22 protein-coding genes and 1 pseudogene are annotated in these 23,150 nt (G+C 30.0%); 16 read left to right on the top strand and 7 right to left on the bottom strand.

Annotated elements, in window-relative coordinates; translation table 11 throughout:
* Positions 1-16: 16 nt before the first annotated feature.
* The 3 genes from BVC87_RS04955 to BVC87_RS04945 all read right to left on the bottom strand — a co-directional run bounded on the left by BVC87_RS04955 (position 17) and on the right by BVC87_RS04945 (position 2,767).
* Positions 17-844 carry a hypothetical protein gene (locus tag BVC87_RS04955; RefSeq protein WP_075341253.1) on the bottom strand — a complete coding sequence of 276 codons (828 nt, stop codon included), beginning with the start codon at positions 842-844 and terminating at the stop codon, positions 17-19.
* Positions 837-1,412, bottom strand: coding sequence for a DUF4255 domain-containing protein (locus tag BVC87_RS04950; RefSeq protein WP_075341252.1), 576 nt, complete (start codon positions 1,410-1,412; stop codon positions 837-839). The genes BVC87_RS04955 and BVC87_RS04950 overlap by 8 nt, the downstream gene beginning before the upstream one ends.
* A gap of 509 nt (positions 1,413-1,921) precedes the next feature.
* Positions 1,922-2,767 carry a helix-turn-helix transcriptional regulator gene (locus BVC87_RS04945; RefSeq protein ID WP_075341251.1) on the bottom strand — a complete coding sequence of 282 codons (846 nt, stop codon included), beginning with the start codon at positions 2,765-2,767 and terminating at the stop codon, positions 1,922-1,924.
* A 235-nt stretch (positions 2,768-3,002) separates the two neighbouring features.
* Here BVC87_RS04945 and BVC87_RS04940 point away from each other — a divergent pair, with 235 nt between their 5' ends.
* A complete protein-coding gene (locus BVC87_RS04940) occupies positions 3,003-3,860 on the top strand; it encodes an RluA family pseudouridine synthase (protein ID WP_075341250.1) in 858 nt (285 codons plus the stop codon).
* Here the strand turns inward: BVC87_RS04940 and pdxR are convergent.
* Positions 3,838-5,328 (bottom strand): MocR-like pyridoxine biosynthesis transcription factor PdxR, encoded by a 1,491-nt coding sequence (gene pdxR, locus BVC87_RS04935; RefSeq protein WP_075341249.1) that lies wholly within the window; start codon positions 5,326-5,328, stop codon positions 3,838-3,840. The two genes, BVC87_RS04940 and pdxR, sit on opposite strands and share 23 nt — an antisense overlap.
* Positions 5,329-5,386: 58 nt before the next feature.
* On the opposite strand from pdxR, the gene BVC87_RS04930 reads away from it, so the two are divergent.
* From BVC87_RS04930 to trmD, 7 genes are all read left to right on the top strand, one after another.
* The gene (locus BVC87_RS04930; RefSeq protein ID WP_234974637.1) at positions 5,387-5,929 is read left to right on the top strand and encodes a DinB family protein; all 543 of its coding nucleotides are present in this window, start codon (positions 5,387-5,389) and stop codon (positions 5,927-5,929) included.
* A 1-nt stretch (position 5,930) separates the two neighbouring features.
* The gene (locus tag BVC87_RS04925; RefSeq protein WP_075341247.1) at positions 5,931-6,521 is read left to right on the top strand and encodes a DJ-1/PfpI family protein; all 591 of its coding nucleotides are present in this window, start codon (positions 5,931-5,933) and stop codon (positions 6,519-6,521) included.
* A gap of 4 nt (positions 6,522-6,525) precedes the next feature.
* On the top strand, positions 6,526-7,068 hold the full coding sequence (locus tag BVC87_RS04920) for a GNAT family N-acetyltransferase (RefSeq protein ID WP_075341246.1): 543 nt from the start codon (positions 6,526-6,528) through the stop codon (positions 7,066-7,068).
* A gap of 1 nt (position 7,069) precedes the next feature.
* Positions 7,070-7,729, top strand: coding sequence for a pyridoxamine 5'-phosphate oxidase family protein (locus BVC87_RS04915; protein ID WP_075341245.1), 660 nt, complete (start codon positions 7,070-7,072; stop codon positions 7,727-7,729).
* Between the two features lie 23 nt (positions 7,730-7,752).
* Complete coding sequence (locus BVC87_RS04910) at positions 7,753-8,652, top strand: ATP-grasp domain-containing protein (RefSeq protein ID WP_075341244.1); 900 nt, start codon at positions 7,753-7,755, stop codon at positions 8,650-8,652.
* Between the two features lie 3 nt (positions 8,653-8,655).
* The gene (locus BVC87_RS04905) at positions 8,656-9,930 is read left to right on the top strand and encodes a hypothetical protein (RefSeq protein WP_075341243.1); all 1,275 of its coding nucleotides are present in this window, start codon (positions 8,656-8,658) and stop codon (positions 9,928-9,930) included.
* A 302-nt stretch (positions 9,931-10,232) separates the two neighbouring features.
* A complete protein-coding gene (trmD, locus tag BVC87_RS04900) occupies positions 10,233-10,910 on the top strand; it encodes a tRNA (guanosine(37)-N1)-methyltransferase TrmD (RefSeq protein ID WP_075341242.1) in 678 nt (225 codons plus the stop codon).
* A gap of 56 nt (positions 10,911-10,966) precedes the next feature.
* On the opposite strand, the gene BVC87_RS04895 is transcribed toward trmD, so the two are convergent.
* Both BVC87_RS04895 and BVC87_RS04890 read right to left on the bottom strand, forming a co-directional pair.
* Positions 10,967-12,457, bottom strand: coding sequence for an ArnT family glycosyltransferase (locus BVC87_RS04895; protein WP_159439319.1), 1,491 nt, complete (start codon positions 12,455-12,457; stop codon positions 10,967-10,969).
* Complete coding sequence (locus BVC87_RS04890) at positions 12,450-13,007, bottom strand: phosphatase PAP2 family protein (protein ID WP_143569720.1); 558 nt, start codon at positions 13,005-13,007, stop codon at positions 12,450-12,452. Before BVC87_RS04890 ends, BVC87_RS04895 begins: the two co-directional genes overlap by 8 nt.
* Positions 13,008-13,287: 280 nt before the next feature.
* Between BVC87_RS04890 and rplS the strand changes: the two genes are divergently transcribed.
* From rplS to BVC87_RS04870, 4 genes are all read left to right on the top strand, one after another.
* On the top strand, positions 13,288-13,635 hold the full coding sequence (gene rplS, locus BVC87_RS04885) for a 50S ribosomal protein L19 (RefSeq protein WP_075341239.1): 348 nt from the start codon (positions 13,288-13,290) through the stop codon (positions 13,633-13,635).
* Between the two features lie 176 nt (positions 13,636-13,811).
* Entirely contained in the window at positions 13,812-16,037 is a 2,226-nt protein-coding gene (locus tag BVC87_RS04880) for an NADP-dependent isocitrate dehydrogenase (RefSeq protein WP_075341238.1), read from the top strand.
* A gap of 134 nt (positions 16,038-16,171) precedes the next feature.
* Positions 16,172-18,547 carry a TonB-dependent receptor gene (locus BVC87_RS04875; RefSeq protein ID WP_075341237.1) on the top strand — a complete coding sequence of 792 codons (2,376 nt, stop codon included), beginning with the start codon at positions 16,172-16,174 and terminating at the stop codon, positions 18,545-18,547.
* Between the two features lie 4 nt (positions 18,548-18,551).
* A complete protein-coding gene (locus BVC87_RS04870; protein WP_075341236.1) occupies positions 18,552-19,373 on the top strand; it encodes a DUF4249 domain-containing protein in 822 nt (273 codons plus the stop codon).
* 114 nt (positions 19,374-19,487) lie between these two features.
* On the opposite strand, the gene BVC87_RS04865 is transcribed toward BVC87_RS04870, so the two are convergent.
* Positions 19,488-20,318, bottom strand: a complete 831-nt coding sequence (locus BVC87_RS04865; RefSeq protein WP_075341235.1) for a mechanosensitive ion channel family protein — start codon at positions 20,316-20,318, stop codon at positions 19,488-19,490.
* 90 nt (positions 20,319-20,408) lie between these two features.
* Here BVC87_RS04865 and murQ point away from each other — a divergent pair, with 90 nt between their 5' ends.
* The 4 genes and pseudogenes from murQ to BVC87_RS04845 all read left to right on the top strand — a co-directional run.
* Positions 20,409-21,227: an N-acetylmuramic acid 6-phosphate etherase gene (gene murQ / locus BVC87_RS04860; protein WP_075341234.1), complete on the top strand. Its 819-nt coding sequence runs from the start codon at positions 20,409-20,411 to the stop codon at positions 21,225-21,227.
* Positions 21,220-21,465 carry a DUF6095 family protein gene (locus BVC87_RS04855; RefSeq protein WP_143569719.1) on the top strand — a complete coding sequence of 82 codons (246 nt, stop codon included), beginning with the start codon at positions 21,220-21,222 and terminating at the stop codon, positions 21,463-21,465. The genes murQ and BVC87_RS04855 overlap by 8 nt, the downstream gene beginning before the upstream one ends.
* Entirely contained in the window at positions 21,462-22,511 is a 1,050-nt protein-coding gene (locus BVC87_RS04850) for an ATP-grasp domain-containing protein (RefSeq protein ID WP_075341232.1), read from the top strand. The genes BVC87_RS04855 and BVC87_RS04850 overlap by 4 nt, the downstream gene beginning before the upstream one ends.
* Positions 22,512-22,651: 140 nt before the next feature.
* Positions 22,652-23,150 (top strand): annotated as a pseudogene (locus BVC87_RS04845) (hypothetical protein); the annotation flags it as partial.

The raw sequence follows: 23,150 nt of genomic DNA, 5'->3' as shown, positions 1-23,150 counted from the left end.
TTTATAATTAATTATTTTATACGTATACATACATAAATGATTCTACTATAGGTGGAGATGAACTGGCATTTATTCCTAAAACATTAGGATTGGCATTGGGTAATCCTTTAAAAATTACCTTCGTTCGGTCCATTCCGTTTTTTTGTGTTGTACTTTCCAAATTAAACTTGTAAAGTGGTCTTTCTGAAAATGGTAGTAGTGTATTTGAAACAGAAAAAAGTTGTGCTTCTTGTTTGTTTTGTAATAATACCTTTTCTGGCCCTTCAAATTGAATTCCTGAAGTATCACTTATAGTTAATACTCCTAAGCTTCGTTTAGTAGAATTGATAATAAAATACTTCCACTTTGTTAATCTAGATTGAAACTGTATTTCGTAATTCCCTTCTTTTTTTAATTCATATAAACCTATCAACTCCTTAAAGCCTACAGACAACTTAAATAAAAATTCTGTTGAACGTGTTCTTATAAAATGTGGTTTTAATATGATCTTTTCTGTTTTTGTAGTTTTTTCTACTTCAGCAGAGTTGAAATAAGTAATTCCTATCTCGTTTATCGGCAGGTTAGTAAATTGGTAGAAATGTGTATTAGAAGTAGTCACGTTAAAATTAAAACTTTCTGCTCCTGTAACACGATTAATATAATTTAATAAGCTAGGAATTGTTGTATTTGAATATGTGTATAACTCAAAACCTTTAGTAGTTATATTTATTTTGAAATTATAGGCATAGATAATTTCTTCTGTCTCAATAGTTGGTGTATATACAAGACCTTTACATATATTATCTGAATAATAATCATGTAATACAGCTACATTAAATACTTTATGAAAACTACTTTTACTCATCTTGTACTATGGTATTAGATGTTGTTACAGCAGCTTCAAATCCTTTTATTTCGTTAGAGACAATTGTAATTAGCCTCATTTTGTAAATAACACTCGGTTGGTATTTTGCTCCTAGTGCACTCCAAAGATTATGCATTTGTTGGTACCCATCTCCTGTTTCAAATTCAAATTCTAATCGATTGATTCCTTTTGGTATATTAGAAGAAAAGTTTGCATCTAAGGCTGAATAGGTTTGAAAAAATTGTATAGAAGAATTTAAAAACTTTAGTGTTTCATTATAGTTTTCAAAATTCGGAGATATTAATATATATAAGTTATATCGTTCCTCTTGCGCTTTATTCTCAAAGTTATTATTGCTTAACTTTCTATTTGTATTGTAGAACTGTTTTACTGTTTCTTGGTCTACATGGATTAACGTTAATAGAACTTTGTTTTCATTTTCTACTGGAACACTACCATTTTGGTCTACAATTTTATTTGCTATTACAATATCTTCTGTTAATGCAAACTTATTTTGAAGAAATGCATTAAGTGAATTAACTGTATAATCTATTGCTTTAGAAATCATTTTTTTTAGACAGTAGTTTTGGTTGACGCTTCAAAGTTATATGTTCGTTAAAGAAAAACTTAAGAACCGCTGTATACAAATCATGTACATTTTTAGGAAGAAGCTGAAAAGCATAGACAAATCGTAGACACCTACAATTCTTCTACAATTTTATATTGATTTTATTCGTTTTTCTTGTCAAAGAAAAACAGTCTAAAAAAGTTATTTAAAAGGTAACTGCGAAAATCTTTAATTGTAAAGTAATCTTAATAGTATTGAAGTAATTTGAAGTTTTTCTAAAATTAAGAGGGACATTAAAATTAATATCTATAAACATAAAAATCATGTTCTTATGTTCAAATTAGAATAGAAGTAGAAATAAATACAATAGTAAAAAAGCTAGAAAAAATATAGGTATTGTTATAATTAGTAACTTTTAATTAAAAAAATCCCTTCATTTTACCTGTCTTGAGTGACAGTAGTAAGATTCGGAATAATAGCTTTTAATCCCAACCTCCTTAGATGTTTCTTTAAAAAGAGCTTATAAACATTCGTAAATCTTGTTTTTTTTCTAATGTCATTTTCTTTTTCAATCTATATTTATGTGTTCTTACACTTTCTTTATTGATTCCTAAAATGTATCTAATATCTTCATTAGACATATTCATTTTTAGATAACAACAATATTTAATGTCTTTAGATGTTAAGCATGGATATTTGGCAGTTAACTGTTTTATAAAATTTGGATTAATATTTTCAAAATAAAGTTTAAAGTCTTCCCAGTGACTTGTTTTTGTATTGAGCTTTATACTATTTACAATAGAGTTTAGTCGATTTCTCATAGGTAAATCGGTAATACTACTCAACTCCTTTATTCGTTCCATAATTTTTTGTAATAAAATCTTTTTTTGGTCTAATTCCAGTACATAACGAGCTAAATTTTTATTTTCAGTAAGTAATTTAGGTCCATTTTTTTCCTTGAAGTATTGGTCCTCAAGTACTACTTGTTTCGTAACTATTGATAAAATACTTTTTACATTGGTTGATAAGTATTTATGTTCAAGAGTATCTATGGATTGTATTATAAGGGGCTTTTCCTCATAGTTTATCTTTAACTTTTCATAACGATTAATCAAGCACAGTATTGGAAGTTTAACATTGGACTGTAACTTAAAGAGATGATTAAGTTGTAACGTATTATTTCTAAAATGTACAATAATTAGTTTTGGAGAGACAGTTTCTAATAATTTAATTAATAACACCACAGAGCTTATAGTTATACAATTATAATTTTCCAAATCATCTAATTCATTAACTATTTTAGAAAGCGTAGCACCATGGTCGGATGCAACTATTATGTAGTTCTCCGTTTTCAAGGGATCTCAGTTATTAGTTTTTAATGGTTAATTTTGATTATTACATTAAAGATATTAACTAATTGCTCTCTTTGCTAAGATTTTCTTTAATCGTACAAAATGACGTCAAGAGTGTTGTTTTATACATCATCTATTCCTAGATTCTCGTTCTTTAAATATTCCAACTTTCTTATCTTCGTTTATTTAAAAAGTAATACAGTTAGCGTAACTCCCAAAAAATAAACTTGTAATTCTATTGAATTTATTAGAAAGTCACACAGTTCCTCAACTAGAAAAACCTATTCGCTTACAAGAATATGGCATTGGTATTTTTAGTACAAATCCAACAAGATCTGGTTTTAAAAAAGCTATTAAAAAAGGGTTAGTATTTGTTAATGGAACAAGAGCTGCTACAGCACTATTCATTAATGGAGGTGAATGTATTGAGTTATTTCAAGAAGAGTCTAACACTAAAAAAGAATTTGTTTTTCCTTTAGAAGTTATATTTGAAGATGATTATCTCGCTGTAATTTTAAAACCTTCAGGTATAGTAGTGAGTGGAAATTCGTTTGCTACCATAGCTAATGCTTTAGAACAAAATTTAAAAAAAAGTTCCCATAAAGATGCGATACTACCTCGACCTGTACATCGATTGGACTATCCAACTAGCGGATTATTGCTTATTGGTAAAACCAATTCGGCAACTATTGCACTTACCAAACTTTTTGAAGAAAAAAAAATCGAGAAAACATACCATGCTGTTACTATTGGTAAAATGGATTCCTCTGGCGAAATTAATATTCCTGTAGATAACAAAGAATCTAAATCAATCTTTACCGTTTTACAAACTATTCCTTCTGAAAAATATGAGTATTTAAACCTAGTTCAGTTACAACCAAAAACTGGACGAAGGCATCAATTAAGAAAGCATTTATATGAAATTGGAGCCCCTATCTTAGGAGATAAAGACTATTTTATTGAAGGACTAATTTCCTATGGAAACGGATTATATCTTCATGCTTCTCAACTAGAATTTATACATCCTTTTTCTAATCAAAGTATGACTTTTGAAAAAGAACTTCCCAAAAAATTTAAGCGAATTTTTCCTGGTTAACTACTTCTTCCATAGTAAGCTTTATTCTTTTAATTAGTTCTTTTAACTCATCTTCATTAAATGTTGCGAACCCCATTCGTATGGAATTATGATTTGTTTTTGCCAAATCATAACGTGTAGTATCTCCAATCTCTAATTTATATATTCTTGCTACGCTAGAAACTTGTTCCCAAGTATATTTTTTATTCAAAGTTAACCAAACAGCCATTCCTCCTTTTGGTTTAGTAAAACTAAAATAGTCACTCAATTCTTCTTTTAGTAGATTACAAAATAAATCTCGTCTCTTCTCATAAACTTTTAATACTTTGCGAATATGTCGGTCTAAATCTCCCGATTTAATAAACTCGGCAAAAGTCAACTCTTGTAATGCATCCCCCTGACGATCTATAAAACCTCTAATTTTTGAAGCCTCATTTACAAATTCTTTATCAGCTATTAAATACCCTACTCTAAAAACAGGTGCGACTGTTTTGCAAACTGAACCAATATAAATAACATTATTATGTACATCATGACTTGCTAATGGTAAAATTGGCGCATGATTATAATTAAAATCATAATCGTAATCATCTTCTATAATAGCAAATCCATAAGTTTTAGCTAAATTTAATAGATAGATACGTCGTTCAGCTGACAATGTTACTGTAGTAGGATGATGATGATGAGAAGTTACATATACAGCTTTTATATTTTGAGATTGACAAATTTTTTCTAATGCAACTGTACAAATACCATTTTCATCAACTGGAATTCGTAGAATCTTTGCCTTTTGATGTAAAAAAGTGATATCAGCAGAAGCATAATTAGTTTCACCAACTACAATAATATCTTCTTTTTTTAAAAGTAATTGTGAAGATAACCAAATCCCCATCTGACTTCCTCTAGTAATCAGAATGTGATCTTTTGTAATACTTAACCCTCTAGTCTCATTTAAATAATTTGCTAATACATTTCGTAATTGCTTATTTCCTTGAGTAGAAATGTAGCCCAAATGTTCTATATTATTTTTTTTAGCAGCAATTCTTCTATAGATTTTTGCCAAATCATCTGTAGGAGTTAATCTTCCATCCGAAACCCCATCATTAATATACATCCAATCTACCTTCCTCTCCACTCTTTTCTCTGGTAAGGTTGTTTTATAAAATGAAAAGCCTATTTTTTCTATACTTTCAGAAATTTTAGTTTTCCTGTAATCTTCGGATTTTAAAAGAGGTAAATTTTCTGGAATAAAAGTCCCCTTTTTAGGTATAGTTTCCACCCAACCTTGCATGGCTAATTCTTCATAACAAGCTACAACTGTTTTTCTATGTACTTGTAATAATTCTGCTAAACTTCTAGTACCAATCAATTTAGTTCCTGAAGGAATTTTACCTTCTTTTATCAAATGAATAAATTGATTCGTTAATTGTAAAAACAATGGCTCTTTACTCTTTCTATCTATATCTAAACTTGTTTTATACGGAAACATCTGGACTACTAATTAAATTAATTCTGGACTAAAACAACAGACCATAAATATATTATTTTTGGATAAGAATTATATAATAATCATGAATAGATTGGCTATTAACATATCAGAATATGATCCATATTATAAAAGGTATATAGAAAAATTACCTGAAGATAGAAGCCTACTTAATCACTTTGAAATTGGTAAACGTGAGGTAATGGAATTCTTCTTGAGTATTCCTGAAGATAAACTTCAGTATAGGTATGCACCTAATAAATGGAATTGTAAAGAGATTTACCAGCATTTAATTGATACTGAGCGTATTTTTATGCACAGATGTTTTAGAATAGCTAGAAGAGATACTACTCCTTTAGCTGGATTTGATCAAAACATTTACATTAATCCTTCAGGCGCTAATCAAAAAACGACACATAAATTAATGACAGAATTTATGATCAATAGAAACCACTCTATCAGCCTTTTAGAAAGTTTAACTAATGAAGATTTGAAATATATAGGAAATGCAAATGGAGGCCCCATGTCTGCCAGAGCAGCTGCTTTTGTTATTCCCGGTCACAATATTTGGCATATAGACATCATTAAAGAGCGATATTTATAGTATGAAAAAAACAGTAGGCATATTTATTTTTGACAACGCTGAAGTACTGGATTTTGCAGGTCCTTTTGAGGTATTTTCAGTAACTTCTGAATTGAATAATTTTGAATTATTTGATGTTTTTACGGTTTCTAAAACTAAAGAAGCAATTACAGCAGTAAATGGATTGTCTGTAAACCCAAAGTATGATTTTAACGATTGTCCTACAGTTGATATTTTGATTTTAGCTGGTGGAGACGGCACAAATCAAGCGATAAAAGATGAACAAATTATCAATTGGATTGCAAATACTGATAAACACACTGAAATTACTATGAGTATTTGTTCTGGTTCTCGATTTTTGGCAAAAATTGGAGCTCTAGACAATAATCCATATTGTACGCATCATCAAGTCTATGATGATATGGAAAAATTAGTCCCTACAGGAACACCTATAAAAAATAAACGTTTTGTTCAATCTAATAACAAAACCTTTACCTCAGGTGGTATTTCTGCAGGTATAGACTTATCATTCCATATTATTGAAAAAATTCACGATAAGAAAATAGTTGAAAAAACAGCTAAATATATGGAGTACATAATTAACGAAGCTTAGCATTATGAATGCAACAATGACACAAACTAATTGTATAGAAATCAAACAAGGTACATCTAAAGACTTAGAAACTTTAGCCATATTAGGTAGAGTAACTTTTAGAGAATCTCATGGAGATTATATAGAAGATAAAACGAATTTAAATGCTTATTTAGATAAAGCTTTTTCTATAGAAACTACTCAAAAAGAACTAAAAGACAGCAACAATATTTACTTTATAATTTATAGAAATAAGCTTCCTGTGGGTTATGTAAAATTAGTTTTAAATGCTGAATCAGAATTTATAGAAAATCCTAGCTGCTGTCGTTTAGAGCGAATTTATGTTCTAGATGAGTTCATTACACAGAAATTGGGATTAGAATTGTTTAAAACAACGGTTAAAAAAGCCCAAGAATTGAATTTTGATATGATGTGGTTAACCGTATATATAAAAAATACTAGAGCCATTAACTTTTATGAAAAAAATGGATTTGAAAAAGTAGGCAGTATATCTTTTCAAATCAACAAACAAGGTTACGAAAATCCAATACTAGCTAAAAAATTATAATATGGAAAAATTTGAACAATCAAAACTGAACAGATTAAAAAGAGGAGCTAAAAGAGCCAATTACGATAAAGAGGTAATCAACCAAATTATAGACGCTGGTTTTATTGGTCATGTTGGATACATTTACGACGGTTATCCAATTAGTATTCCTATGGCATATGCTAGAAAAGAAGATAAAATCTATTTACATGGTTCTACAGCCAATCGTATGTTAAAAGCCATACTTGATTCTGGAAAAACATCAATTAACATTATGCATTTAGATGGCTTAGTTATTGCGCGTTCTGGATTACATCACTCTGTAAATTATCGTTCTGTAACATTATTTGGAGATATAACAGAAATTACTGAAGATGAACAAAAAACCAATTTCATAAAGGATATTGTAGATCAAATGATTCCAAATCATTATCAGACTTTACGTCCGATGCATCAAAAAGAATTAGATCGTACTATGGTAGTAGAATTTACCATCACCGCTGCTTCTGCAAAAATTAGAGCTGAAGGGGTAAATGATGAACCAGAAGATTACGACTTACCATATTGGGCTGGTGTTATTCCTGTGAAGCAAGTTTTAGAAAAACCTGTTGCCGATAAAGGATACCCTTCAACAATAGATATTCCTAAACATATATTATCACATTACAGTCAATATAAATAAATACTTTTTCGGAAATTTGCAACATGAAGAAATACGATGTTGCAATTCTTTCGGAGCGTAGATATGTAAATCCCAAAGAAATAGATGCATACACTAACAATGTTTTACTCGAAGACAAAATTGTTCAAAATGCTCTAGAAAGTGATGGATTAAAAGTTACTCGTTTGTCTTGGGATAATCCAAATTTTGATTGGACATCCACAAAATATATACTATTCAGAACTACTTGGGATTATTTTGATAGATTTGATGAGTTTTCTGTTTGGTTACAAAAAGTTAGTCAGCAAACAACATTAATCAACTCTGAAGCCATCATTCGATGGAATTTAGATAAACACTACCTTTTAGATTTACAGAAAAAGGGAGTACATATTTGCGAATCATACTTTATTGAAAAAGGAGATAATAGTACACTTAAAGAAATTACGAATACATATCAGTTAAAAGATTTTATAATAAAACCCTGTATTTCAGGAGCTGCAAGACATACTTATAAAATCAATACAGATAATCTAGATGAATATGAAAGCTTATTTCAAGAGTTAATTTCCAAAGAAGCATTTATCATTCAACCTTTCCAGCATAATATTGTTGAACAAGGAGAAATTTCATTAATCATAATCAATGGAAAATATACACATGCAGTTCTAAAAATTGCTAAACCTGGTGATTTTAGAGTTCAAGATGACTTTGGAGGTAGCGTATACAACTATTCCCCTACTAAGCAAGAAATTGAATTTGCAGAAACAGCTGTTAAAGCATGTAAAGAATTACCTATGTATGCTAGAGTTGATATTTTTACAGATAATAATGATAAATTAGCCATCGCTGAATTAGAATTGATTGAACCAGAATTATGGTTTAGAAATCATGATAAGGCAGCAACTAAACTTTCAAAAGGTATTAAACAATTAATCAAGTAACACATGAAAAAATTTTTAAAAGTGATAGGAATACTCCTATTAGCAATTATTGGAGTATTTGCATTTTTATTTTTAAGATATAATGAGGCTTTACCTAGCGGAAAACAAGGTAAAGAAGCTGATGATTTAGCTCAAAAAATGTTATCAGCTTTACATCATGAAGCCTATGATAATGCAGAAGTTTTAACATGGTCTTTTGCGGGTAGAAATTCGTACAAATGGTTTAAGCATGAACATAAAGTTGAAGTTTCTTGGGGAAATAATAAAGTAATTCTCAACACTAAATCTCCATCATTAAGTGAAGTATTTATCGATGGAAACAAAACAGAAAATCCTGAATTAATTAAAAAAGCTGAAGCTCTATTCAATAACGATAGTTTTTGGCTAATTGCACCTCATAAAGTTTTTGACGAAGGTGTTGAAAGAAGAATTGTAAAACACAATGATAAAGACGCTCTTTTAGTAACATACACCTCTGGTGGTTCTACTCCAGGTGATTCTTATTTATGGATTTTAAATGATGAAGCTTTTCCTGTAGCTTATAAAATGTGGACAAAAATTATTCCTATTGGAGGAATTGGTGCTTCTTGGAGCGATTGGAAAGAGACTGAGGCTGGAATTCAACTTCCAACTAAACATAAGCTTGATATACTTAATTATGATATTAGCATGGGAAATCCAACAGCTGTGAATCCAAAATCAGACGGTTTAGCACATAAAATTTTAACAGCTATTAATCATGAGGCTTATAAAAAAACAAATACTCTAGAGTGGAGTTTTGGTGGACGAAGAGTTTATAAATGGAATAAAAAAGATCACATTGTTGAAGTAAGTTGGGATACAACTAAGGTAGTTTTACATCCAAATGATTTAGAAAAAAGTACCATTTACTTCAATGAAAAGCCATCAGATTCTAAAGATAAATCAATTATCAAAAAAGCTGAAGATTATTTCAATAATGATAGTTTTTGGTTAGTAGCTCCACACAAACTTTTCGAACCAGGTATTATCCGTAGCATAAAAGAGATCGATAGCAAAGAAGCATTATTAGTAAAATATACTACTGGAGGAACAACTCCGGGTGATTCTTACCTATGGATTTTAGATGAGAATTACATCCCCAATAGTTATAGAATGTATGTACCAAGTATGAAAATGGAAGGTGTTCCATCAACTTGGGAAGATTGGATTACTACAGAAAGCGGAACCTTATTACCTAAAATGCATAGATTTGGTAAAAACGGAGAACTAAGTATGGGAGAAGTTAAAGGATATTAAATACTATTTATATACATAATTTACAACCTCTATATCTTTAGATATGGAGGTTTTATTTTTTAAAAAAGTGACTATTGAAAAACCTTAAACAGTAAAGTAAAAATTACTTTAAGGGACCAAAACGTAAAATAAATAGCAAATACACCTATGAAAAAAAACTTAAAAGTATCAGCAAATCTTCCCATATAAGAAAAGATTTTTTCAACTAAATCGAACAGGTAATCTAAAATTGTTTTCATAATAACAATAAATATAAACAAACTTAGTTGACTACTTCTTGTTTAAAATCCTACTTTTGCAACATGCGCGTAGATATTATTACTGTTGAACCCGATTTAATTAAAAGTCCTTTTCAAAACTCTATGATGAAAAGAGCTATAGATAAAGGATTAGCTGAAGTACATTTTCATAATTTGAGAGAATTTGGCATTGGAAATTATCGCCAGGTTGATGATTATCAATTTGGTGGTGGGGCTGGAATGGTATTAATGATAGGTCCTATTGCCGAATGTATTGAAGGTTTATTAACGGAACGTGATTATGATGAAATCATTTATATGACACCAGATGCACCAACTTTAAATCAAGCTACTGCAAATCATCTTTCTTTAAAAGAAAATATTATAATTCTTACTGGACATTATAAAGGTGTAGACCAACGCGTAAGAGATAAATATATCACAAAGGAAATTTCTATTGGGGATTATGTATTAACTGGTGGTGAATTGGCGGCTGCTGTTTTATGTGATGCTGTGATTCGTTTAATCCCTGGGGTTTTAGGAGATGAAACCTCTGCCTTAACCGATTCTTTTCAAGACAATTTACTATCTCCACCTGTATACACACGTCCGTCAGAGTATGAAGGTATGAAAGTACCCGAAATTTTATTATCAGGTAATTTTCCTAAAATTGAAGAATGGCGTTCTGAAAAAGCCTATGAACGTACTAAAGAAATTAGACCAGATTTATTAGACGAATAATCTAAAAATAATTTTCCTTTTACCATTTCTATGTACAGATACAATTTAGACAATAATCACTTTTGTAACTGATATAAAAATACATATTTCACAAGCTTATTACCTCTTTCAATAGGTATAACTTCTATCTCTTTAATAGAAGTATAATTCTCAGCGTATAAATCGTTAGGATGCTTAAAATTTCTACTATCCGTGATATATAAAACTTGATCTCCAAGCTCAGGATTATTTTTATTGATCCAATAATATTTATGAATGTCATTCAACCCTCCTACTCCATAAACTTTCATTTGATTAGGTCTCGCAATATAATAATCGATATGAGCTGCAGGATACCAACGGTTAGAAATTATAGGTAAACTCGTCAATTTCTTTTCCTCTAATGTTTTAGTAATTTTTTTAGAAGCTTGCTTCCATCCGTATAAATCCATTAATGCATCTTTTCTCCCCAATTGTTCCTTTGTATTTGAGCTATTCTCTGGTAAGAATAGTCCTGTATTAATACTAAAACTAGCAAACAATAATAAGATAGCAAATCCCGATACTCCTATGAGTAATCCCTTAGTTATTTTTTCTCTTTTAGAAAGATATACAGCTAATAATGGTAATAATGTTAAATAAGAAATTCCAGACCAGTGAGGTAAAGTATTTCTAGAAATAGACAAGTAAATGGTAGTAAAGATTAAAGGTAAACTACAGAAAACAAATAGAGGTATATAATTTTTTTCTAGTATGAATTTCCTTTTTCTTACAGCAACAAATAATAAAATTAACATCACTACAATGTATGGATTGTTATACAGAAACTGTCCTACTATTTCTCTTAAAAAAGAATTTTTATTGAACTTAAAACTAAAAAAAGATACTCGATTACCATGAAATTTGTAACTGATAAAATCATTTAAATAATTCCAATAAAAAATAACTCCTACAGCTAATAAAGGAAAAATAAATCCTAAATAAAACATAGGTTTCTTTAACCATTTTCTATTATAAAAGATCACATATAAACCTACTCCAAACAATAAATATACTGCCTGATATTTAGAATATACAGCACAACCTGCAAAGAAAAAGGCTAATAATAATTTCATATATAGCTTTTTTTCAGGCGTTTCTGGTAACACTTGAATAAATAAATAGAAACTTAATAACCAGAATAAAACTAATGGTGCATCAGGTAGAATAAACGTTCCCGCTATAATAAACCCATAGATATGAATATTGTATAATAAAGTAGCAATGAAACCAGTTCGGGTATCTTTTAACCTAGCTCCAATCAAATAAACTATATACATCGTTACAGTAGTAGGAATAATTGCTGCTAGTCGTATTGCTAATTCTGAATCAATCGCTAAGTTTGCAGTGAAAAACTGAATAAAGACACCAACCATAGCTGGATGATCAAAATGACTAATATCTGGATATTTAGCATAGAGCCAATAATACACTTCATCATTACCAAATTCTAAACTCCCTCCTAAAAAAAGTCGTAAAACAGTACTAAAAAGTATAAGTAATAAAGTTGCTTTTTTATACCTATTCATTGGATAATTTTCTTTCATTATAAAAGCTCATACTAATAAAAGCTATAAGAATTCCTAAAACTGACCCTACAAAAATATCAATCCAAAAGTGCTGTGAAAGATATACTCTTGAAACTCCTGCTATAATTGCTAATAGTATCCATAAATATTGAATTCTATTTCTGTAATTGTATAAAATCAAAATTGTGAAAATAGCAAAAGCTGTAGTAGTATGACCTGACGGAAAAGTATTCCAATGTGCCATTTTTACTCCTTCAATTAAATGCAATTGATCAGCGCCAATTAATTCTATCGGCCTAGGAAGACCTCTAAAAATGATTTTCTTAAATAAATGTGTCAACAATAATGTTAATACTCCTGAGATTGCAAAAACTAATGCCATTCTCCTTTTGATAAAGAAAAATAAAACTATAAATACACCAAACAAAATTCCATCACCAAGAAACGTTGTATACTTAAAAAAAGCATCAAAAAATCCATTATGATATTGATTCAATTCTAAGTGAAGTTGTTTCTTATCATAAAGAGATAACAAAATGATAGACAACATTATAAAAATAACATATAATAATAAAGTTCCTTTTTTTAACGGTGAATCTTTGTAAGAAAACAGCGAAAAAAATGTAGATAAGAAGTTCGGTTTTTTCAAAATATTTAGATATTTGGCTCCACAAAGCTACTATTATATAATTTCATTTGAAATTTTAAACTAAAAAAAAGCTTAAAATGCCTGATTTATAAAATAAAAGTAATAAATTTGCACTCGCAAAAACAACCTCTGACGAAAATCGTGAATGTTGCTTTGCTAAAACTATATTAAGATTTTCAAAATGGACTTAATTAAATTTGTTCAAGACGAATTCGTTACAAAAAATGACTTACCAGAATTCGCAGCAGGTGATACTATAACTGTTTATTACGAAATTAAAGAGGGTAACAAAACACGTACTCAGTTCTTTAGAGGAGTAGTTATTCAAAAAAGAGGAAGCGGATCTTCTGAAACATTTACAATCAGAAAAATGTCTGGTACTGTAGGAGTTGAGCGTATCTTCCCAATCAATTTACCATCAATTCAAAAAATTGAAATCAATAAGAAAGGTAAAGTACGTAGAGCTAGAATTTTCTACTTTAGAGGTCTTACTGGTAAGAAAGCAAGAATTAAAGAAAGAAGAAACTAATCTCTTCTTCATTTTACAATATAAAAGCAGCATTTTTTTAAGTGCTGCTTTTTTGTTTCATATGCAACAAATACATAGTATGAGTTTAACTTTCTATTTATAAGAAATTAACATTAGAAAAACCAATTGTAATATGTAAATTTGCGTCACTTCAAATAAAATAACTAGAATAATATATGAGCACAACTGCTAAAATTATGTATACAAAAACAGACGAGGCTCCAGCACTGGCTACTCGCTCGTTTTTGCCTATCGTAAAAGCATATACGAAATCATCGAATATTGAGATTATTACTAAAGATATTTCTCTTGCAGGAAGAATATTAGCAAACTTCTCTGAATACTTAACAGAAGATCAAAAAGTAGAAGATGCTTTAGCTTTCTTAGGAGAATTAGCTACTAAGCCAGAAGCAAACATTATCAAGTTACCAAACATCAGTGCTTCTGTTCCTCAATTAAAAGCTGCTGTAAAAGAATTACAAGATTTAGGATATGCATTACCAGACTATCCTGAAGATGCTGAAACTGAAGAAGACAAAAAAGTGTTAGCTTTATATAACAAAGTAAAAGGATCAGCTGTAAACCCAGTATTACGTGAAGGAAATTCTGATCGTCGTGCTCCTAAAGCGGTAAAAAACTACGCTAAGAAAAATCCACACTCTATGGGTGCATGGAGTTCTGATTCTAAAACACATGTAGCTACTATGAGTAGTGGTGATTTTGCTCATAATGAAAAATCAGTTACTGTTCCTAATGCAACAGATGTAAAAATTGTACATACGGATGCTAGTGGAAATGAAACAGTTTTAAAACCTAGCGTTAAATTATTAGCTGGTGAAGTTATTGATGCTTCTGTTATGAACAAAAAAGCATTATTAGATTTCTTAGATGAGCAAGTAAAAGATGCAAAAGATAAAGGGATTTTGTTTTCATTACACATGAAAGCTACCATGATGAAGGTTTCTGATCCTATTATCTTTGGACATGCAGTTAGAACATATTTTAAAGATCTATTTGAAAAACACGGAGAAGTGTTTGAAGAAATAGGTGTTGATGTAAATAATGGATTTGGAAACTTATTAAGTAATTTAGAAGAAGTTTCTGCAGAGAAAAAAACTGAAATATTAGCAGATATCGAAAACGTTTACGCTAATAATCCTGATATCGCTATGGTGAATTCAGACAAAGGAATTACAAATTTACATGTTCCTTCTGATATTATCATAGACGCTTCTGTACCAGCTATGATTCGTACTTCTGGACAAATGTGGAATAAAGAAGGAAAGTTACAAGATACTAAAGTAACTATTCCGGATAGCTCTTATGCTGCCTTATACCAAAGCACAATTGATTTTTGTAAAAAACATGGAGCTTTTGATCCTACTACTATGGGTACCGTTCCTAATGTTGGTTTAATGGCTAAAAAAGCTGAAGAATACGGTTCTCATGATAAAACTTTTGAAATCGCTACTGATGGAAAAGTTACCGTTATTGATAGTGAAGGAAATACTTTAATAGAACATACTGTTGAAGCTGGAGATATTTGGAGAATGTGTCAAACTAAAGATGCACCTGTAAAAGATTGGGTAAAATTAGCCGTAACTCGTGCTAAAGCTATGCAAGCACCTGCTGTTTTTTGGTTAGATGAAAATAGAGCACATGATGCTGAATTAATCAAAAAAGTAAAAACATATTTACCTGAACATCATACTACAGGATTAGAAATCTTAATTAAATCAGTTCCTGAAGCTACAGAATATACTTTAGAAAGAGTAAAAGAAGGTAAAGATACAATCTCTGTTACGGGTAATGTATTACGTGATTATTTAACTGACTTATTCCCTATTCTTGAATTAGGAACATCTGCTAAAATGTTATCTATTGTACCATTAATGAATGGTGGTGGATTATTTGAAACAGGAGCTGGTGGATCTGCACCTAAACACGTACAACAATTTGTTGGTGAAAATCATTTACGTTGGGATTCTTTAGGTGAGTTTTTAGCCTTAGCAGTTTCTTTAGAACATTTAGGAGAGACTAACAATAATGAAAAAGCTTTAGTATTAGCTGAATGTTTAGATAATGCCATCGAAAAACTATTAGATAATAAAAAGTCACCTTCAAGAAAAGCTGGTGAATTAGACAACAGAGGAAGCCATTTTTATTTAGCTATGTATTGGGCACAAGAATTAGCTGGTCAAGAAAAAAATGGAGCTTTAAAAGATGAATTTACATCTGTTGCTGAGACTATGGCTACAAATGAAAGCAAAATTGTAGATGAATTAAATCAAATTCAAGGCAATGCTATCGAAATTGGTGGTTATTATGTTCCTAATGATAAATTAGCAGATAGTTTTATGAGGCCAAATGATACTTTAAATACTATCTTAACTAGTATCTAAAATTTATTTTTAATATAAATATAAAAAGAGCAATGGATTTACTTTTGCTCTTTTTTTATTTAACAAAAATTAAAGATTTTAAAACAAAACAATACCATTGTTAAATAGTAGCTTTGTTATATAAAAACTTAATAATGAATTACTATTTAAGACTTTTTTTCCTCTTAACATTATTCTCCTATACTAACTTTTTTGGTCAAAACAAACACACATTAAGTGGAACTGTATATGATAAAAACAGTAATGAAACACTTATTGGTGTTACCATTTATATTCCTGAATTAAATGCTGGAACAGATACTAATGAATATGGTTTTTACTCCATTACACTTCCTGAAGGAACGCATAAAGTTCAAGTAAGCTATTTAGGATTTACAACACAAGTAACTGAAGTTGTACTATCAAAAAATACAACAAAAGATTTCAAACTGATCGAAGAAAGTGAAAGTTTAGAAGAAGTAGTTATTGAAACTAATATAGAGAAACTAAACATTAGAACACCACAAATGAGTGTTAACAAATTATCTGCCGCTTCTATAAAAAAAATACCTGTTGTATTAGGTGAAGTTGATGTGATTAAATCAATTCAGTTACTTCCTGGTGTTACAAATGCTGGTGAGGGAGCTTCTGGTTTTAATGTTCGTGGTGGGGCTGAAGACCAAAATTTAATTTTATTGGATGAAGCAATTATTTATAACGCTTCTCACCTATTTGGATTCTTTTCTGTTTTTAATAACGACGCTATTAAAGATGTAAAATTATATAAAGGTGGAATTCCAGCAAAATTTGGGGGTCGTGCTTCATCAGTGTTAGATATTCGTCAGAAAGATGGAAACAATAAAGAGTTTAAACTCACTGGAGGGATCGGATTAATATCAAGTCGATTAACAGCTGAAGCTCCTCTATTTGGAGATAAAGGATCATTCTTAATTGCAGGTCGTGCTTCTTATGCTAATATTTTTCTTGCTTTAGCAAATAACGAAAATAGAGTTGGTTTTTATGATCTAAATTTCAAAACGAGCTATAAACTTAATGATAAAAATCGTTTATTTTTCTCAACTTACTTTGGAAATGACGATGTATCTTTTGAAAATTCATTCTTTAATTCTTATGGAAATTTTTCAGCAAACCTTAGATGGAATAATATTATAAGCGATAAGTTATTTTCAAATTTATCTGCTATATACAGTAGATATAATTATGACTTGCAACTCGAATTTGTAGGATTAGATTGGTTATCTCGAATTGATAATTATAATTTAAAATATGATCTTGATTACTATTTAAATGATAAGCTAAAATTTGATTTTGGTGTAAGCGGAATCTATTATAAATTTAATCCTGGCGAAATTCGTAAGCTAACTCCAGAATCTTCTATTAATGAAGATGTTTTAGATCAAAAGTTTGCTGTAGAAACTGGAATTTATACCAGTTTAGAACATAAGATTTCCAAGAACTTAACAGCAATGTATGGTTTACGTTACAGTTATTTTAACAGGTTTGGTAGTCAAATCTTAAATACTTATGCTAATAATTTGCCTGTAGTTTATAATTCTTCTTTTGGAATCTATGAACGTGCAGAACCTACTGGGCAAGTAAGTTATGGAAACAAAGAAAGCATTGCTAGCTTTGGTAATTTTGAACCTCGTTTTGCATTATCATATCAATTAAATGAGAAGTCATCTATTAAAACTAGTTATAACAGAATGGCTCAGTATTTACATTTAATATCTAATACCACTTCTGCTACGCCTTTAGACATATGGGCTCCAAGTGGAGAGTTTTTAAAGCCTCAAATTGCTGATCAATATGCTATTGGTTATTTCAGAAACTTAAAAAACAACACGTATAACATTGAAATAGAAAGCTATTACAAAACTGTAAAAAATCGTGTAGATTATATTAACGGTGCAGAACTAATTGCCCAAAATACTATAGAAAGAGAAATTTTAAACGGTAATTCTAGAGCTTACGGATTAGAATTTTTATTGAGAAAAAATAAAGGAGATTTAACGGGTTGGATAGCTTATACTCTTTCTAAATCTGAACAAAGAACTTTAGGAGGGCGTGCTGGTGGACCAGGATTAAATAATGGCGATTGGTATAATACTCCTTTCGATAGAACACATGATGTATCGGTTACTGGAAACTATAAATACAATGATAAATGGACTTTCAATGCGAATTTTGTTTTTCAAACTGGTCGTCCTGTAACATATCCGAACGGACAATTTCAGTATAATGGTTTATCTATTCCTACCTATTCTACCAGAAACGCTGATCGATTACCTTCTTACAATCGTTTAGATATTTCTGCAACGTTAACACCAAGAAATAATAAAAATAGAAAATGGCAATCAGAATGGGTATTTGGTATTTACAACTTGTACTCAAGAAGAAATGCTGCATCAATTAGTTTTGGTGTAAATAATCAAACAGGAGCTAATGAAGCAGAACGTACTTCAATTTTCGGAATTACTCCTTCAATAACTTACAATTTTAAATTCTAAAAACATGAAAAAATCAATTTATATCCTGTTTATCACAATCAGTACTATTTTTTCATCTTGTACTGATGTTGTTGATGTTGATGTTCCAAATGGAGGAGCAAGATTAGTCGTTGAAGCCTCTATTGATTGGGAAAAAGGAACTCCTGGAAACGAACAAACTATTAAATTAAGTACTTCTACTGCCTTTTTTGATAGTAATCCTAATATTCCTGTAACAGGCGCAACTGTTACTGTTACAAAAGAAAATGATGGTGCTCAGTTTATTTTTACTGATCAAAATAATGGAGAATATCTAACCACCAATTTTATTCCTGAAATTGGGGCTGTCTATAACCTAAATATTGTGTATAACGGAGAAACATATATTGCTTCGGAGACATTAGTTGGCTTTACAGAAATTAATAGTGTTACCCAAGAAGATGGTTTTAATGAAGATGAATTTAGAGTTCGTGTACTTTTTGATGATCCTGAAGATGAAGTAAACTATTATTTAGGAGAATTTATTCAAGAAAATTTAGCTGTTCCTTCTCTAGCTTCGGTAAGAGATGAATTTGTTAATGGTAATGAAGCTTTTGTTTTACACTTTGATGAGAAAAATGTTCCTGGAACTGAAATCGATATTAAAGTATTTGGAATTTCAGAAGAATTCTACTTTTACATTGAACAATTGATTCAGCAATCTGGAACTCAAGGCGGTGGTGGGCCATTTCAAACTACTCCTGCGCAATTAAAAGGAAATTGCGTTAACGTTAATGATCCTAGTGAAGAAGTCTTAGGTTATTTCCGTTTAAGTCAATTTGCAAGAACAAATTATACAATTCAATAGTAAAATCACACTTTTTTGAAAATCTTGTCAAGATTTTCCTACTGATTAACACATAAAAAAACAGATTAAAGCATTACGTTTTAATCTGTTTTTTATAAATACAAAGATTTAAGGTTACTTTGTCATAGTAACTATTCTTTGAGGTAATGGAGCTTCATATCCCCCTTCACCTAAAGCTTCTACTATTTTCTGACGAGTATCCCAGTAGACATCCCAATAATCATTACAATCCACATAAGGCAACGCCAATAATTCAACACTATTTTCTCCTAAGTTATTAACGGCTACTCTAGGCTCCTTCCCTTCTCCACTCAAAACATTCGGATCATTCTTCAATACTCCTAATACAATTTGTTTTGCTTTAGTAATATCCGATCCATATCTAATAGCAAACGGCATATCAACTCTTAAGTTTCCTATTGCTGTTAAATTTGTAATCTTACTTGAAGTGATTGATGAATTTGGAATAATTTCCGTTTCATTTTGAAAAGTTTCTATTACTGTTACAAAGACTGATATCTCCTTAACAAATCCAAATGCTCCGTTAGTTTTAATTAAATCTCCAACTTTAAATGGTCTAAAAATCAATAACATTACACCAGAAGCTAAATGACCTAAAGAACCATTAAATGCGCTACCTATCGCAAAAGCTGCTGCTGCAATTACTGCTGCAAAAGATGCTGTTGGTATTCCAACTATACCTGCAATAGATATCAATAATAATGCTTTTAATGAAAATCCAATTAATGTAATTAAAAAAGGACGTAAAGTTTCATCTACATGTTTGCTTTCAAACAATCTAGATATTGCTTTTATAATCATTCTTATAATCCATAACCCTAAAATTAAAGCTGCTATAGCTCCTAATAGCTTTAATCCCCAGTCTCCAAATCCTGAAGCTACTGAATTGTAAAAATTTGATAATGATTGTGTAAATGTTTCCATAATTGATTATTTTATTTGATGTTAGTTTTTTGACACAAACTTCTTTTTTAAGTCACTATTACAAATAAGAATAAATTGTAACTTTGATATATGAACTTTTTAAAAACTACAGAACAAGAATCTCATTACAATGATTTAGAGAAAATGGAGGTTCTTGAGTTATTAAACAATATAAATCAAGAGGATAAAACCGTTCCTAATGCTGTTCAAAAAGCAATTCCTCAAATTGAAAAGCTAGTAGAAATTACGACTAAGCAACTAAAAAAAGGTGGTCGTTTATTCTATATTGGGGCAGGAACAAGTGGTAGATTAGGTATCGTAGACGCTTCAGAATGTCCACCAACATTTGGCGTTCCTCACGATTTAGTTATAGGATTAATAGCTGGTGGAGATACTGCCATTAGAAAAGCAGTTGAATTTGCTGAAGATTCTCAAGAACAAGGTTGGAAAGATCTTTTAGAGCATAACATAAATGAGAATGATGTTGTTATTGGAATAGCTGCTTCGGGTACTACCCCTTATGTAGTAAGTACTTTAAGAAAATGTAATGAAAATAGTATTGTAACTGGTTGTATTACATGTAATCAAGATAGTCCTTTGGCGCTTACAGCTAGTTACCCTATAACTGTAGTTGTTGGTCCTGAGTTTGTAACTGGAAGTTCAAGAATGAAAGCAGGTACTGCTCAAAAACTAGTATTAAATATGATTTCTACTGCTACCATGATTCAATTAGGAAAGGTAAAAGGAAACAAAATGGTAGACATGCAACTATCCAACAAAAAATTAGTAGAAAGAGGTGAAAAAATGTTAGTTTCTGAACTAAACATAGACATAACAACTGCCAAAAACTTATTGAAAACTCATGGCAATGTAAGAAATGCTATCAAAATGTATAGTAAAAATGGATAACAATACATCAGCTGAAAAAACTATAAAGAAGTTTCTAATATTATTACTATTATTAATGACTTCTCCTATAGTTTTAAGTTTAGGATTTAGAGCACAGAGAACTTTCACTAAAATGCCAGAAATAATTATTAGTTATATAGTATTAATTATTGGGTTATTTTTAACTTCATTTACGGTATATTTTGGTTTTAAAACATTTAAATCTCTTTTAAACACCTTATTTGACAAAAAAATTTGATTAGTAAAATCAACATAGAAAAAATAGTAAATTGGGAATATTGGCCATCTTCAATGTTTTATATTCCTAACCTTCCCTATGCCTTTTATCTTGCAATTAAGGCTAAACACCCCGCTTTTTTTAGTGCAGCTAACCCTGCTATTAAGAGTTCAGGTAATGGTACTGAAAGTAAATTCCTTACCATACAATTAGTTCCTGAAAAATACCGTCCAAAATCTGTATTAGTAAAACCAAACACCAATTTTGAAAAAATTATTGAAGAAATACAATCAAATCAAATTTCTTTTCCATTAATAGCCAAACCAGATATTGGTTTCAGAGGATTATTAGTAGAAAAAATCAACTCTCTTGACCAACTCAAAAAATATTTAAAAAACTACCCCATTGATATTATTGTTCAAGAATTTCTAGAGCATGAAAACGAATGTGGTATTTTTTATCATAGAAAACCTAATGAAGCTAAAGGATATATAAGTTCAGTTACATTAAAAAAATTTATATCGGTTGTAGGAAATGGTAAATCGTCTCTAAGAGAACTTATTATTAAAGACGAAAGAGCACAATTGTATATTGATTTATTTGAAAAAATTCATGGTAGCAATTTAGAAAATATCCCCAATCTAAATGAAAAAATTAAATTAAGTGTTGTCGGTAATCATTCAAAAGGAACTCAATTTATTAATGGAAATCACTTAATTTCTAAAAAATTAGAACAAACGTTTGATAATTTAAGTAAATCAATTGGAGGTTGGTATTATGGAAGAGTTGATTTAAAATACAATTCCTTTGATGATTTAGAAAATGGTAAAGATTTTAAAGTATTAGAAATCAATGGAATTATAGCCGAACCTACTCATATCTATGATTCTAAAAACTATTCCTATTTCAAGGCTTTAAAAGCAATTAGAACACATTGGAAATCATTATTTTATATCTCAACTCAAAATCATGAGATCAATAAAATTCCATATAAAACACCTAAAAATTTTATTCATGAAATGTTTTTATTACGAAAATACATTTCATCGATAAAAAAGCTCAATTAAAAGAATAGATATAACTTTTTAACGATAATTCATTAAAATATTTATCTTAGTAATATAAATTAACGCACAGGAATCATTACCCTAAGCCCTAAAAATGATTCTGTTAGCACTAAAATTGAATTAATTCATAACCCCCGAGTATGAAGAGAATAATTACCCTAGTATTATTAATCGTTGGTACTCTAGGCTATTCCCAAATTAAAATTGGTAATAACCCAGATGTTATTGATGTAAATTCACTTCTAGAATTAGAAAGTTCAGATAAAGTATTTGTTTTAACCCGAATTAATACGGCACAAATGAATGCCATTACTCCTTTACAAGGAGCTCTGGTCTACAATACTGATGATCGTTGTATATACCAATACAATGGAACAAACTGGATCAGTTTATGTAGTTCTGGAGGAACAGGAACTGACAACCAACAATTAAGTTTTAATTCCACCACTAACATATTACAACTACAGAACGGTGGACAAGTTGATCTCTCTTCTTTAATAAATGATGCTGATAGTGACCCTAGAAATGAAATTAACTTATCGTTTAGAGTTAATGGGGCTAACTTAGAAATCACGGATAGTAATGGGACACTTTCTGTACCCCTGTCTGATATAGCTGCACAAGGTCCAACCGGACCAC

This window comes from Tenacibaculum agarivorans, from assembly GCF_001936575.1.
Taxonomy (GTDB): domain Bacteria; phylum Bacteroidota; class Bacteroidia; order Flavobacteriales; family Flavobacteriaceae; genus Polaribacter; species Polaribacter agarivorans.
This window is presented reverse-complemented; position numbering and strand designations above follow the sequence as displayed.

Bases quoted from the DNA above. Each gene is read 5' to 3' on its own strand.
- BVC87_RS04910 (WP_075341244.1), top strand. From the start codon at position 7,753: ATGAAGAAATACGATGTTGCAATTCTTTCGGAGCGTAGATATGTAAAT.
- murQ (WP_075341234.1), top strand. From the start codon at position 20,409: ATGAACTTTTTAAAAACTACAGAACAAGAATCTCATTACAATGATTTA.
- BVC87_RS04950 (WP_075341252.1), bottom strand. From the start codon at position 1,412: ATGATTTCTAAAGCAATAGATTATACAGTTAATTCACTTAATGCATTT.
- BVC87_RS04895 (WP_159439319.1), bottom strand. From the start codon at position 12,457: ATGAATAGGTATAAAAAAGCAACTTTATTACTTATACTTTTTAGTACT.
- BVC87_RS04915 (WP_075341245.1), top strand. From the start codon at position 7,070: ATGGAAAAATTTGAACAATCAAAACTGAACAGATTAAAAAGAGGAGCT.
- rplS (WP_075341239.1), top strand. From the start codon at position 13,288: ATGGACTTAATTAAATTTGTTCAAGACGAATTCGTTACAAAAAATGAC.
- BVC87_RS04890 (WP_143569720.1), bottom strand. From the start codon at position 13,007: ATGTTGTCTATCATTTTGTTATCTCTTTATGATAAGAAACAACTTCAC.
- trmD (WP_075341242.1), top strand. From the start codon at position 10,233: ATGCGCGTAGATATTATTACTGTTGAACCCGATTTAATTAAAAGTCCT.
- BVC87_RS04955 (WP_075341253.1), bottom strand. From the start codon at position 844: ATGAGTAAAAGTAGTTTTCATAAAGTATTTAATGTAGCTGTATTACAT.
- BVC87_RS04855 (WP_143569719.1), top strand. From the start codon at position 21,220: ATGGATAACAATACATCAGCTGAAAAAACTATAAAGAAGTTTCTAATA.
- BVC87_RS04875 (WP_075341237.1), top strand. From the start codon at position 16,172: ATGAATTACTATTTAAGACTTTTTTTCCTCTTAACATTATTCTCCTAT.
- BVC87_RS04865 (WP_075341235.1), bottom strand. From the start codon at position 20,318: ATGGAAACATTTACACAATCATTATCAAATTTTTACAATTCAGTAGCT.
- BVC87_RS04920 (WP_075341246.1), top strand. From the start codon at position 6,526: ATGAATGCAACAATGACACAAACTAATTGTATAGAAATCAAACAAGGT.
- pdxR (WP_075341249.1), bottom strand. From the start codon at position 5,328: ATGTTTCCGTATAAAACAAGTTTAGATATAGATAGAAAGAGTAAAGAG.
- BVC87_RS04880 (WP_075341238.1), top strand. From the start codon at position 13,812: ATGAGCACAACTGCTAAAATTATGTATACAAAAACAGACGAGGCTCCA.
- BVC87_RS04870 (WP_075341236.1), top strand. From the start codon at position 18,552: ATGAAAAAATCAATTTATATCCTGTTTATCACAATCAGTACTATTTTT.
- BVC87_RS04925 (WP_075341247.1), top strand. From the start codon at position 5,931: ATGAAAAAAACAGTAGGCATATTTATTTTTGACAACGCTGAAGTACTG.
- BVC87_RS04905 (WP_075341243.1), top strand. From the start codon at position 8,656: ATGAAAAAATTTTTAAAAGTGATAGGAATACTCCTATTAGCAATTATT.